This window comes from Aeromonas rivipollensis (assembly GCF_010974825.1).
GTDB classification, from domain to species: Bacteria; Pseudomonadota; Gammaproteobacteria; order Enterobacterales; family Aeromonadaceae; genus Aeromonas; species Aeromonas rivipollensis.
Genome location: NZ_JAAILA010000033.1, coordinates 1 through 13510, shown reverse-complemented (window position 1 = coordinate 13510; position 13510 = coordinate 1). Strand labels below are relative to the sequence as shown.

The window sequence follows — 13510 nt, the reverse complement described above, 5'->3', positions numbered from 1 at the left end:
GGGATGATTAGACCACTACAGAGAGCCTTTAACTGAAGTTACTGAGGCCTGGACCTGATGAGGTATATCAAGAGCGACTAGGTATTTTAAACCTCTCTATTGGTAACTCAAAAAGAAAGCGCTGGTGGCTAAGTCCACCAGCAATCCTCTGTTAGATGACCTCCCGCACACTCCAGATGCCATCCACTGGCCCCAAGCAGGTCGCTGTGACAAGATAAGCGCCTGTTTTATATCGATCTGGTCGCCCGATGAAAGAAACCCTGCCCAGCTATGAAGCCATGATGCCAGCAGTGCTCAAGGTATTGGCCGATGGTATCGCCCGCCCTCTGCGTGAGGTATTCGAGCTGGTTTGTCAGCACTATGCCTTTACCCCGGAGCAGTTGGCCGACATCTTGCCAAGTGGCCGCCAAACCACGCTGCGCAGCCGGGTTGGCTGGGCCAAGACCTATCTGGTCAAAGCTGGTCTCATCGAACAGCCCAAGCGGGGCATCTGCCTTATCACAGAACGGGGTAAGGCGGCGCTAGTCTCGGGATGTGCTATCGACAACCACTATCTGGCCCAATTCAACGAGTTCGTGGCGTTTACCCTGGCCTCCAGTGAGAGCGCAGGCGATACGCAACAAGCCATGGCGACCCCGACAGACAAGCCAACACCGGAGCAGGCCAGCACCCCTCAAGAGCAAATTGAACAGGCGCTAACTGCCATCAATCGCTCCCTTGCCGATGACCTGCTTAGCGAGATTCTTGGCCTTTCCCCGCGCTTCTTCGAACAGCTGGTGGTGGATCTGATGGTGGCCATGGGCTATGGCGGCAGTCAGCAGGATGCCGCCCGCACCACTCGTTACAGCAGCGATGGCGGCATCGATGGCATCATCAAGGAAGACCGGTTGGGGCTCGACTCCATCTACCTGCAGGCCAAGCGCTACACCGATAAAACCGTCGGGCGTCCCGAGATCCAGTCTTTCGCGGGGGCGCTTGATCTGCACAAGGCCCGCAAGGGGGTCTTTATCACCACCTCCAGCTTTAGCCGTGAGGCGCAGGAGTATGTCGGGCTGATTGAGAAACGCATCGTGCTGATCGACGGTGCCCGTCTTGCCGCCCTGATGATCGAATACGGCGTTGGCGTCACCACACGCCAGACCCTCACCATCAAGACCCTGGATTCGGATTACTTTCTGGAAGACTGACCATGACCGAGCGCAGCAATTTCTATTTCCTGAAGGCCCATGACCCCATTCTGCTTGAGCTGGCGCAGGGGGCTGAACGGGCATTCGCCGGTGATCCCAACACGACTCTGGTCAAGCTGCGCCAACTGAGCGAGGCCCTGGCCCAGGATATTGCCATGCGCTGTGGCATTGCCGCCCAGCCACAGACCACACAGGCCGAGCTGCTCTATCTGATTGGCCGTGAGCTGTCGCTGGATCCCATAGTGACGAATCTGTTCCATGGGCTGCGCAAGGCGGGAAATAATGCGGTGCATCAATTCAAGACCCGTCACAAGGAGGCGCTGGCCGGGCTAAAAGTCGCGCGAGACTTGACTGTCTGGTATCACCGTTTCTTTGGCAAGGGGAGCGAGCAATTCAATCCTGCCGCCTTTATCGTCCCCGACGATCCCAGCGCCGAGCTGCGCCAATTGCAGGAGCAGATAGCCAGACTTCAAGATGAGCTCACCAATACCAGCAGCCAGCTCGATCAGAATCAAGAGTTGGCCGAGTTGCTGGCGCGGGAGAAGCAGGAATATCAGGAGCTGGCTGAGTTGATGGACAACGAGGCCAGAGAGCTTGCCTCCCAGGCCAGGGCCCACCAGCAGGCGCTTTCTGCCCAGCAGCAGGAGTTCGAACGCCGCCTTGCCGAGTTGCAACAGCAATTGCAGCAGCAAAGTGACGAGGCAAAGAAGCAGGCAGCACTGGCTCTGCAAGGGTTTGCCAGCAAGGCCAAACGGATCACCGATACCCTCTCTCTCGACGAGAGCAGCACCCGTATTCTCATCGATCAGCAGTTGCAGGACGCAGGCTGGGAGGCGGACTCCGAACAGCTTGATTACCGCAAGGGCGTGCGTCCGCAGAAGGGGCGCAACATGGCCATCTCCGAATGGCCAACCGAGCATAATGGGGAGAAGGGGCGGGCCGATTACGTGCTCTTCATCGGCCTGATGCCGATTGCCGCCGTAGAAGCAAAAAAGATGAACACCAATGTGGCAGGCAAGATCCCTCAGGCGGGGCGCTACAGCAAGGGATTTGCCCTCTCGGGTTCTATGGTCAGTCCCTGGGCTCTGGAGGGGCGCTCATCCTCCTGGCCCGATGGTCAAGGTGAGCAGTATCAGCTCCCCTATCTCTACTCCTGCAACGGCCGCCCCTTTGTCAAACAGCTGGCTGAGCAGTCCGGCATCTGGTTTCGCGATGCCCGCCACCCGAGCAATCTGGCCCGAGCACTGCAAGAGTTTCACTCGCCGGATGGGCTACTGGATCTGCTCAAACGCAGCCGCGAACAAGCCGAGCAGACACTCAAGCAAGAGGATTTTGGTTACCTCAAGGTGAGGCCCTATCAGCAGAAAGCCATCGAAGCGGTGGAGGCTGCGCTGGAGCAGGATCAGCGCAACTGCCTGCTGGCGATGGCCACCGGCACGGGCAAGACCCGCACTATCATTGGCCTGATGTATCGCTTCCTCAAAGCAGAGCGTTTTCGCCGCATCCTCTTTCTGGTGGACCGAACCGCACTGGGCGGCCAAGCCCTGGATGCGTTCAAAGATGCTCGCCTCGAACAGAATCAGACCTTGTGGTCTGCCTACACCATCGCCGAACTGGGAGACATGGCGGCACAAGCCGAGACCCGCATCCAGGTCGCTACCGTGCAGGCCATGGTCAAACGCATCTTCGCCAGTGATAGCCAACCGCCGATCGATGAGTTCGACTGCATCATAGTGGACGAAGCCCACCGGGGTTACGCTCTGGATCAGGAGATGACCGAAGGGGAGCTCTCCACCCGCGATGCGGCGCAATATCTGTCAAGCTACCGCCGGGTGCTCGACTATTTCGATGCGGTGAAAATTGGCCTCACCGCCACCCCAGCGAAACACACCAGCGAGATTTTCGGCAAGCCGGTCTATCTCTACTCCTACCGTGAGGCAGTCGCCGATGACTGGCTGATCGACCACGAATCGCCGATCCGTTTCCAGACTGAGCTGACCGAGAAGGGGATCAACTTCAACAAGGGCGAACGGGTGACCGCCATCGATACCCGTACCGGCGAGATTGAGACCGCTGAGCTGGAAGACGATCTCAACTTCGAGGTGGATGCCTTCAACAAGCGGGTGATCAACGAATCCTTCAATCAGGTCATCTGTCATGCGCTTGCACAAGAGCTGGATCCCTTCGGGGATGAGAAGACCATGATCTTCTGTGCCACCGACAACCATGCCGACATGGTCAAGCGGCTACTGGATGCCGAGTTCAAAGAGCTCCATGGCAATAGCTATAACCAGGAGGCGGTCGCCAAAATCACCGGCAAAAGCGACAAGGTGAGCACCCTGATCAGCCGCTACAAGAACGAGCGCTACCCCAATATCGCCATCACGGTGGATCTGCTTACCACTGGCATCGACGTACCGCGGATCTGCAATCTGGTCTTTATGCGTCGGGTCAAGTCACGGATCCTTTATGAACAGATGATGGGGCGGGCGACCCGTCGCTGTGATGACATAGGCAAAACGGTGTTTCGCATCTATGACCCGGTGGATATCTATGCCGCGTTGGCCGAGGTCAATACCATGCAACCGTTGGTCAAGAACCCCGATATCACCCTAGCGCAGCTGGTTGATGAGCTGTGTGATGAGAGCTGTCTGGAACAATCCCTCAGCGTAGCGGGAGACGAGCCGGGCCAGAGCCAGGCCGACACCATTTTAAGCCAGCTTAGCCAGAAGCTGATGCGGGTGCTGCGCAAGGCAGAGGGCAAGGCGGATCGCCACCCTGCCCTGCAGCAGAAGCTGGCGGAATTGGGGGAGGAGTGGGGCGTCGATCCTGGCAAACTGCACCAACACCTCCACCAGCTTGGCCCCACACAGGCCAGCGCCTTCTTGCGCCAGCACGTAACCCTGCTCAGCGAACTGGCACAGGTTCAAGAGCTGGTGGGCAGTGCATATCGGCCAGTCATTTCAGATCATCAAGACAGGCTCACCCTGCGCGAGCAGAGCTACGGCGCCTATGGCAGGCCAGAGGATTATCTGGATGGCTTCGCCGACTTCATCCGCCAGCAGGTTAACAGCAATGCTGCGCTGATGGCGGTGGTCAATGCCCCGCGCAACCTCACTCGAGCCCAGCTCAAAGAGATCAAACTGCTGCTCGATGGCGCTGGTTTCAAGGAAGCCAACTTGCAGAGTGCTTGGCGCAGCAAGACCAATCACGATATCGCCGCCAGCATCATTGGTCACATACGTCGCGCTGCCCTTGGCGAGCCGCTTATCCCCTATAGCGAGCGGGTACGGCTGGCGATGGAGCAGATCTACAGTAGCCGGAGCTGGACGCCCATCCAGCGCAAATGGCTGGAACGGCTGGCCAAACAGCTGGTGCACGAGGTTATTGTCGATCGCGACTTTATCAACGAGCGCTTCGCCGATGACGGCGGCGCTAAAAGGCTCGACGGTCTGCTTGGCAAGCAGCTAGATCAGCTGCTGGAGCAGCTTGGCGACGCACTCTGGCAGGCAGCCTGATGAGTAGCCGCCGTGTTTTTACCAAAGCTCATCGGCATAGCGTTAGAAAAGGGACTTTTTTATCTATGCGGCCGGAAATATGTATAGAAAATTAAAATTTCTATACATACAATCGCCGCCATATACAGAAAAGGGGACTTTCTATGCCCATTACCCCGCTGCCGCTGGCCAATATCGCCGAGCTGGAGAGCCGCGCCGTGCTCAAGAAGAGCGCCGAGGCTCACCGCTATCTGGCCGAACTCAAAGGGGTGGCCGCCAGCATCCCCAACGAGGGGATCCTGATCAACACCCTGTCGCTGCAAGAGGCAAAAAACAGCTCGGAGATCGAGAACATCATCACCACCCAGGATGATCTCTACCGCGCCAACCTGTTTGAAGAGGCGGTCAATCCGGCCACCAAAGAGGTACAAGATTATGCCGCCGCCCTCAAGCAGGGCTTTGCCACCGTGCGCCGTCAGCAGCTGATCCGGCTGGCCGACATACTGGCGGTGCAGCAATTCTTGGAGAAAAACCGCGCTGGCTTGCGCCGTCTGCCCGGCACCGATCTCAAGAATGCCCGCACCGGCGAGGTGATCTACACCCCGCCCCAGCACGCCGACGAGATAGCAGCCCTGATGGACAACCTGGTGCGCTATATCAATGACGACGAGGTGTGTGATGCCGACCCCCTGGTCAAGATGGCCATCATCCACCACCAGTTCGAGAGCATTCACCCCTTCTATGACGGCAATGGCCGCACCGGCCGCATCCTCAACCTGCTCTATCTGGTGGCTCAGGGGCTGCTCAACCTGCCGGTGCTCTATCTCAGCCGTTACTTTATCCAGGACAAGGGGCGCTACTACCGCGAACTGCAAGCGGTGCGTGACACAGGAGACTGGGAGCCCTGGCTGCTCTACATGCTCGATGCGGTGATCGACACGGCCCAGAGCACCATAGCGCTCATCACCGGCATCAAGGAGCTGATGGCCAGCTACAAGCAGGGCATCCGCGAACAACTGCCCAAGATCTACAGTCAGGATCTGCTCAACAACCTCTTCAACCACCCCTACACCAAGATCGACTTTGTCATGGGTGATCTCGGGGTAACCCGTATTACTGCCACCCGCTATCTGGATCTGCTGGTGGAGCAGGGATTCTTGCAAAAACAGAAGATTGGTCGCGGCAATTACTATATCAACCAGCCCCTGTGCGCCCTGCTGGCGGCCCACAGCTGATAACCGGAACTCTCATGAGCAACAACGATATCGTTCAAAAACTGTGGAACCTGTGCGACGTCCTGCGCGACGACGGCATCAACTACTCCGACTATGTCACCGAGCTGGTGTTACTGCTCTTTATCAAGATGGTGCACGAGAACGAAGAGGCGGGCATTCTGGCCGCCCACACCCTGCCAGAGCAGTGCCGCTGGCCGGAGCTTGCGAACCGCTCCGGCATCAACCTCATCAACCACTATCGCCAGATGCTAGTGGATCTCTCCAAAGACCATGATCCCCTGATCGCCGCCATCTATGCCGATGCCCAGACCCGCCTGCGCGAGCCGCGCCACCTGGAGCAGATGATCAAGACCCTCAACCAGATCGACTGGTTCAGCGCCAAACAAGATGGGCTGGGGGATCTCTATGAAGGATTACTCGAGAAAAATGCTGGCGAAACCAAATCCGGCGCCGGTCAATACTTCACCCCGCGCGCCCTGATCAACAGCATGGTGCGCTGCATCCAGCCCAAGGTCGGGGAGACCATTCAGGATCCCGCCGCCGGGACCGCCGGTTTTCTAATCGCCGCCGATCAATACATCAAGGAGCAGACCGACGATCTCTACGACCTCAGCAAGGCAGAGCAAGCGTTCCAGAAGAACCGCGCCTTTATCGGGGTCGAGCTGGTGCCCAATACCCGCCGTCTGGCGCTGATGAACTGCCTGCTGCACGGTATGGAAGGGGATGAAGAGGGGGTAGTCCATCTCGGCAACGCCCTGGGTCTGGTCGGTGCCAATCTGGCCAAGGTGGATATCGTGCTGGCCAACCCACCCTTTGGTACCGCCAAGGGGGGAGAGGCAGCCATCAACCGCGATGACCTCACCTACAAGACCAGCAACAAGCAACTCGCCTTCTTGCAGCATATCTACCGTGGCCTCAAGCCTGGTGGTCGCGCCGCCGTGGTGTTGCCTGACAACGTGCTGTTTGAAGCCGGGGTTGGCACCGAGGTGCGCCGCGATCTGATGGACAAGTGCAACCTGCACACCATCCTTCGCCTGCCCACCGGCATCTTCTACGCCCAGGGGGTCAAGACCAATGTGCTCTTCTTCCAGAAGGGCAGCGCCAAGGATCCCCACCAGCAGGAGCGTTGTACCAAGCAAGTCTGGGTCTACGACCTGCGCACCAATATGCCGAGCTTTGGCAAGCGCACCCCCTTCACCGAAGCCCACCTCAAACCGTTTGAAACCGTCTATGGTACCGACCCCAATGGCCAGAGCCCGCGCAGCGAGGGCGAATGGAGCTTTGGCGCCGAGCAGATCGAGCTGGCCGATGATCCCGCCAACCAGAATACCGATCCGCAACTGGCCCATAGCCGCTGGCGCAGCTTTAGCCGGGACTGGATCCGCGATAGCAAGGGCGATTCCCTCGATATCAGCTGGCTGAAGGATAAAGACAGCGTCGATGCCGCCGACTTACCCGAGCCGCTGGAATTGGCCAATCAGGCCAAGGATGAACTGGACACTGCGTTGGTTGAATTGCAAGCGCTAATTAAGACGTTAGAGGGGGTGGGGTAATGGGGCTTTCCATGACTACTGAAAACTGGGTCGCAGCTCAGCTAAGTGATTTAGTTAGAGTAACCAGTGGCATAGGTTTTCCCAAAAAATATCAGGGTAAGCAAAATGGTCTATACCCCGTTTATAAGGTTAGTGACGTATCAAATGCGGTGCGAAATAATAATGGAAAGGCCGATTCAGCAGGGCATTACGTTGATCAATACGAAGCTGATGAACTTAAAGGAGAGATATTTGAAGAAGGTGTGACATTATTTGCGAAAATTGGGGAGGCAATAAAGCTTAATCGCAGAGCGTTTGTTATTAAGCCGGGCTTAGCTGATAATAATGTCATGGCAGTAATACCTAGTATTACTGAATCATGCCGTTTCATATATCACTTTATGAATACAATTGATCTTTCTGAGGCATCGAGATCAACAACTGTACCCTCAATTCGAAAAAGTGACATTGAAACTTTAACCTTAGCTGTCCCTTCCTTGGCAGAACAAAAAGAGATCGCCAACCGACTCGACACCCTACTGGCTCAGGTGGAAGCAACCCAAGCCAGCCTTGCTCGCATCCCGGAAATCCTTAAGCGTTTCCGTCAATCCGTCCTGGCTGCTGCGGTCAGTGGAAAATTGACTGAAGAGTGGCGGACTAAAAATGATAGTACGCCGTGGTTAGATGGCGTTTTAGGTGACTTTATCAATAAGCCTACTTATGGTTCATCGGCAAAGTCACAAAAAGAGGGATTAGTGCCAGTTTTGAGAATGGGTAATCTGCAAAATGGCAAGTTGGATTGGGCTGATCTTGTATATACCACAGATAGTATTGAAATAGAAAAATACAATCTGGAATATGGGGATGTGCTTTTTAATCGGACCAACAGCCCAGAACTGGTTGGTAAAACCTCTATATACAGAGGCGAAAGAGCTGCTATATATGCAGGTTACTTAATTAAAATAAGCTGCCTACCAGCACTCAACCCTGAATTTTTGAATTACCATTTGAACAGTCCTTCGGCAAGAGCCTATTGCTACGCAGTCAAGTCTGATGGTGTAAGTCAGTCAAATATCAATGCTAAAAAACTAGCTGCATATCCAATATCGCTACCTGCTCCTGCTGAGCAAACCGAAATAGTCCGCCGAGTAGAACAGATCTTTGCCTATGCCGACTCCATCGAACAACAGACCAAAGCTGCGTTGGAAAAGGTTAATAACCTAACCCAATCCATCCTGGCTAAGGCATTTCGTGGCGAGCTGACGGCAGACTGGCGCGCCGCTAACCCCGACTTGATCAGCGGTAAAAATAGCGCCGAGGCCCTGCTGGCCTGCATTAAAGATGAAAGAAAAGGTCTAAAAAAAAATAGCAGGGAGAAACGTTGATGCGCTTACTTTCGTTGAAATTAAATGGCCAGTACAAAGGATTGAATTACAATAAGTTCGACTTCTCTTATTCTAACGGCCAAGTGATTGCACTGATCGGTTTAAATGGTTCAGGGAAATCGCAGCTACTAGAATTGATTGGTGAATGTTTCTCATTTATAGAGCGTGTTCAGCGGGCTGATTTTAAAGTAAAAACAGATCTTGGCTTTGGATTTGAATTAACATTCAAATCCAAAGTAAATGGCACGCTTGACCCATTAGTCAGTCATTCTGATGGTATTGGTTCTGAATTACTATTTAAAATAGTTTTGAAGGAGAGCGAAAAAGAACCTATTTCATATATATGCAATGGTGGTGATTGGCGAGAGATTAATATATCTGACATCAATCTTCCATATGTAATAGGTTACTCCTCTGGCCTAAACGAGAATCTTCAGCGTAGTTTTATGAGGAATGCGGTTCAGTATTTTGAAATACAACGTATTCGTCTCAATCGTCGTAAAATTTTGTCAGCTGCAAGCTTCGAAGAAATTGAAAAAATTAACAAACAATATTTTATTAAACATCCAAACATTTTTAGTTTAATGCCTGGCGATGAAATAGGACAAGGTGGTTATACAGAGCTATCCGAATCAGATACGGCCCTTAGTAGAATGATCTATCTTGACTATGATAGTGCTGGCTTGGTTTTGGCCAGTTTGTCGATACTGCCTCCCGATGAGATTAGCCGGCTATTAGATGAAATGACATTTAAGTATCCTGTACGAGTTACATTTCAGTATGACTTTAGAAATGGTGTCGTAGAGGAAGATGCCATTCGGGATATTCAAATGCTGATCCGAATAGCTGGTGAAGGGATGTTTCATGGCATCGGTGCAAGAGCATCTGATGAGCAATATGAGCTTATTAATCTGGATTACCTTGCTGGTCAGATAACATTAGATTTAACTGACCACAATGTAATCTCAAATCTGAGAGAGTCTAACTATAGTGACCCTGTTATATTTTTCGAAAGGTTATACAAGCTACAGTTACTTGGCGTAAAAAAATGGCAATATGACACTCGATTGAAGCTACAAAAAGACAATTTCATTGGCACTGTTAAAAAACCATTGAAGGCTAAAATGCCTTTGTCTGTGACAGAGCTAATCATGTCGGATGGAGCGGGAAGAGAAGTGAATTTTGATGATCTTTCCGATGGTGAAGCTCAATTAATACAAATCCTTGCTTCAGTTAGAATTTTTAGTTCAAATAATTCATTATTTTTATTAGATGAGCCAGAAACTCATCTCAATCCGGCATGGAGAACATACTTTCATAGCCATCTCAGTAATGCTATCTCGCTTGCTGGAAACAGCGAAAAGTCATCTCATATTTTCTTATCAACTCACTCTCCATTTATGATTTCATCTTTGAAAAAAGATGATATTCTTTTCTTCAAGCGCCAGAATGACGGTTCAATATCTGTCGAGCCCATTGAGGCCCAGACGTATGGTGCTTCATTTGATGTCATCATAAAGCAATATTTTGGCCTTCGTTCTCTTATTTCAAAAACTGTCGTAAACGAAGTTAAGAAACGGCTTCCTCACGATCAGGACCAAAAAAAATCAAAAGCAACAATTGAATGGATTGAAAGTAATCTTGGTGAGTCTATGGAAAAAGCTTATTTGTTGAAAAGGTTGGATAAATAATGTTATTTTCTCTTGCTCAACAGACACCTCTCTGTAAGGTTTTTAAGGTATTGAATGATGAATTATTATTTTTTCTTAAAAAAAGTATAACGGCTGAATCATTTGATGATAATTTATTTGGAACGTTTCCACATGATGGAGAGGAGAAAAGAAGTGCTTGTTGGTCAAATGCACCAACAAGAGAAAAATTTGAAACTCTTTGGAATAACTTACCTGAGGGCCAATTTGAAAGAGCAGCATTGTATAGAAAGGTTTCAAATGCGCAGAATATTCATCATTTCTTTGATAACACATCGACCATCTTACCAACACTTGTTAATGAACAACTATTTGATGCCTTTAAGTCTCTAACTACTCACTTATTTACAAAAACCAAAGATATAGCTGCGACAAAGCAACAAGCAGGTGAAAGCATAGAACAACACTTTCAGAGTTTTTTCCGCGCCAACAATAACTCCATGCTTTGCTCTTTATGTGGCACCTCACAGCTCTCACAAAACAGAAACGATATTAGTGATGATGAACAGTGGAGAGCTGATTACGATCATATTCTTTGCAAGGATAAATATCCCATTTATTCAGTGCATCCAGGTAATTTCATCCCCACTTGTCATATATGTAATAGTAAAGCAAAAGGCGCTCGTGACTTACTCCATAACCGTAGTAGTCAACGTCGAATAGCTTTTTATCCTTTACCACCTTCCCAAGACCATTGTTATCAATACACAAGAATGCAGCTTCAATTTAGTCACCAAGATGAAGTTTCGCCTGATGAGTTTGAAGAGCCTTTGTTATCGGTCTCTGTTATTTTTGAAAATGAACCTGTAGACATTGCTCAAAAAGTTGAAGTATGGAAAGATGTATATCAAGTTCCAAGCCGAGTGGAAGCACATATTAAATCTAATTTTTTTGTTCGAATCCCAGCTGACCTTAGATACAGAGAGAATGACTTCGATGACTTTATCCAACAATTAAGAAGATATTCTGGAGGGTTACCAATAGACTATCAGAAGTCAGAGTGGCGAATCTGGTGGCATCGGGTATATGAATATCTAAGTCATCAAGATCGCGAATATCTAATGTGGATATGGTCTTTATTAAACTGGAAAGAGAGACAGATTTCTCAAGTAGATATGCGAGCTGAGTTTGGCTATTAATTTGGCAATCAACGAAAGTGCTCGTCGATTTGTCAGCAGGCCATCAGACAAGGAAAATCACAATGAATGAAGACGAAATCTACTTTCCCAACGAGGTGGTAGAACTGCAAATTGAGCAGGGATACTGCTGGCTGCCTGGCGCATCTACCGCGATCTAAGTCAGGATGAGTTGGCTACTCGGGTGGGCATGCCCTTGAGTGAGCTGGTGGCTATAGAGCAACCCGGCTACCGGTTAAGCCACCAGCAACTCACGCAACTGGCTGATGCTCTCGACATTAAGATCGAGCATCTGACCGACTAGGTGAAAACTCGTACGCCCGTCGATCACATTTATCAAAGGGGGTCAACTCTGATACCACAACCGCCCAGAATACATAAGGCCATCCACCCATGATTAAGAAGGCGTTGTTTTCTAAATCAGCCATCAGAGCGCAATATCCCCAACCCCAAGCGATAGCTACTCTTGGGGCTTTCTAACGGGCAAACCAAGGCCGTTCAGTTTGTTCACCGCACACACATAGGCCATCACTTCACCCACTTGACCATTGTATTTGCGCAAACTCAGCTTCCCCGTCATCAACTGCTTGAACCGATACATCGCCGTCTCTGCCAATGACCGCCGATGATATCCAGAAACCCGTTTCCAGTACGCCAGCCCCTCCTTGCGCATGACCAGTACCGCCTCGTTACGCGGGTGGCTTTTCTCCCATAAACCGGTATTCTGACGGGGCGGGATACACGCCGTGGCGTTCTTCTGCCTTATCAACGCATGACAATCCTTGGTGTCATACGCGCCATCGGCAAAAATAGTCCCCAGCTGACGCCGCAGTTGCTTGAGCAAGGTGGGCAGTACTTCGGCATCATGGACATTCTCCAGCGAGACCTCTGCCGCCACGATAGTGTGGGTCGCCGGGTCCACCGCCAGATGCAACTAGCTCCAGACCCGACGCTTGTCATGGCCGTGTTTTCTCACCTTCCATTCGCCCTCGCCGAACACCTTCAGGCCAGTGGAATCGATAACCAAATCGGTGACCTTACACTTGGGTGGTTGCCGGTATGGTACCTTGACCGTGCTGGCTCGCTTGCTGATGCAACTGAAATCAGGTGCGCATAATGGCACGTTCATCAGCTCAAACAGAGAGTCGAGCAGACCCTGCACCGCCCGCAAGGGTAGCTTTAAAATGGCGCTGTCCCAGTTATGTGTTGAAAGGCTAACCTTGAAGTAGGTCATCACCCTGAGGGCCTCCATCATGGATACCCAAGCCTTTCAACATCTACTCTCTCTCTTCCCACTGCTCACCTTGCGCCAGCGTCGCCTTGCGCAACATGAACTCACCGCCCCTCACCCCATCACCTCTTTAGCCACCCAACTCCCCCCTTGCCAATGTTGCCCTCACTGCCAGGCCGAGGCCGCGCAGTTGGCTCCCTGGGGCTGGAGTCGAGGGCTGCGTCGCTATCGCTGCAAGCAGTGTCTGCGTACCAGCTCCGTTCTCACCAAGACGCCGCTGGCCCGGCTTCGCAAGGCACAGTGCTGGGAAGACTATGCCCAGGCCCTCATCGACGGGCTGACCGTGCGACAGGCTGCCGTCCGCTGCGGGGTCTGTAAAAACACCGCCTTTTTGTGGCGTCACCGCTTCCTGAGAGCCATGGCGAGCCACCAGGCGGCACGGGGAGGGTATCGTCGAGGTCGATGAGACCTTCTTCCTGGAGTCGTTTAAAGGGCAACGTGGTTTGCCCCGCCCGGCCCGCCATCGTGGGGGCAAAGGCCGTACCCGAGGCACAGGGTCGGATTACATCCCGGTGATGGTGGTTCAGGACCGGGCTGG

8 protein-coding genes and 2 pseudogenes are annotated in these 13510 nt (G+C 52.0%); 9 read left to right on the top strand and 1 reads right to left on the bottom strand.

The features are described 5' to 3' along the window. The first annotated feature begins 248 nt into the window (after positions 1-248). The 8 genes from G4923_RS18465 (at position 249) to G4923_RS21470 (ending at position 11985) form a co-directional block, all read left to right on the top strand. On the top strand, positions 249-1187 hold the full coding sequence (locus G4923_RS18465; protein WP_163137934.1) for a restriction endonuclease: 939 nt from the start codon (positions 249-251) through the stop codon (positions 1185-1187). 2 nt (positions 1188-1189) lie between these two features. Further along, positions 1190-4705, top strand: a complete 3516-nt coding sequence (hsdR, locus tag G4923_RS18460; protein WP_163137933.1) for a type I restriction-modification system endonuclease — start codon at positions 1190-1192, stop codon at positions 4703-4705. Between the two features lie 143 nt (positions 4706-4848). Then, entirely contained in the window at positions 4849-5919 is a 1071-nt protein-coding gene (locus tag G4923_RS18455; protein WP_163137932.1) for a Fic family protein, read from the top strand. 14 nt (positions 5920-5933) lie between these two features. Further along, entirely contained in the window at positions 5934-7472 is a 1539-nt protein-coding gene (locus G4923_RS18450) for a class I SAM-dependent DNA methyltransferase (RefSeq protein ID WP_163137931.1), read from the top strand. Between the two features lie 11 nt (positions 7473-7483). Then, the gene (locus G4923_RS18445; protein WP_163137930.1) at positions 7484-8836 is read left to right on the top strand and encodes a restriction endonuclease subunit S; all 1353 of its coding nucleotides are present in this window, start codon (positions 7484-7486) and stop codon (positions 8834-8836) included. Beyond that, complete coding sequence (locus G4923_RS18440; RefSeq protein WP_163137929.1) at positions 8836-10527, top strand: AAA family ATPase; 1692 nt, start codon at positions 8836-8838, stop codon at positions 10525-10527. Before G4923_RS18445 ends, G4923_RS18440 begins: the two co-directional genes overlap by 1 nt. After that, complete coding sequence (locus G4923_RS18435) at positions 10527-11684, top strand: hypothetical protein (RefSeq protein ID WP_163137928.1); 1158 nt, start codon at positions 10527-10529, stop codon at positions 11682-11684. The genes G4923_RS18440 and G4923_RS18435 overlap by 1 nt, the downstream gene beginning before the upstream one ends. A 187-nt stretch (positions 11685-11871) precedes the next feature. Next, on the top strand, positions 11872-11985 hold the full coding sequence (locus G4923_RS21470) for a hypothetical protein (protein ID WP_478209568.1): 114 nt from the start codon (positions 11872-11874) through the stop codon (positions 11983-11985). A gap of 156 nt (positions 11986-12141) precedes the next feature. On the opposite strand, the pseudogene G4923_RS18425 reads toward G4923_RS21470, so the two are convergent. Next, positions 12142-12909 (bottom strand): annotated as a pseudogene (locus tag G4923_RS18425) (IS5 family transposase); the annotation flags it as partial. Between the two features lie 25 nt (positions 12910-12934). Between G4923_RS18425 and G4923_RS18420 the strand changes: the two are divergent. Then, positions 12935-13510, top strand: a pseudogene (locus G4923_RS18420) (IS1595 family transposase); the annotation flags it as partial.

Bases quoted from the DNA above. Each gene is read 5' to 3' on its own strand.
- G4923_RS18465 (WP_163137934.1), top strand. From the start codon at position 249: ATGAAAGAAACCCTGCCCAGCTATGAAGCCATGATGCCAGCAGTGCTC.
- hsdR (WP_163137933.1), top strand. From the start codon at position 1,190: ATGACCGAGCGCAGCAATTTCTATTTCCTGAAGGCCCATGACCCCATT.
- G4923_RS18455 (WP_163137932.1), top strand. From the start codon at position 4,849: ATGCCCATTACCCCGCTGCCGCTGGCCAATATCGCCGAGCTGGAGAGC.
- G4923_RS18450 (WP_163137931.1), top strand. From the start codon at position 5,934: ATGAGCAACAACGATATCGTTCAAAAACTGTGGAACCTGTGCGACGTC.
- G4923_RS18445 (WP_163137930.1), top strand. From the start codon at position 7,484: ATGACTACTGAAAACTGGGTCGCAGCTCAGCTAAGTGATTTAGTTAGA.
- G4923_RS18440 (WP_163137929.1), top strand. From the start codon at position 8,836: ATGCGCTTACTTTCGTTGAAATTAAATGGCCAGTACAAAGGATTGAAT.
- G4923_RS18435 (WP_163137928.1), top strand. From the start codon at position 10,527: ATGTTATTTTCTCTTGCTCAACAGACACCTCTCTGTAAGGTTTTTAAG.
- G4923_RS21470 (WP_478209568.1), top strand. From the start codon at position 11,872: ATGCCCTTGAGTGAGCTGGTGGCTATAGAGCAACCCGGCTACCGGTTA.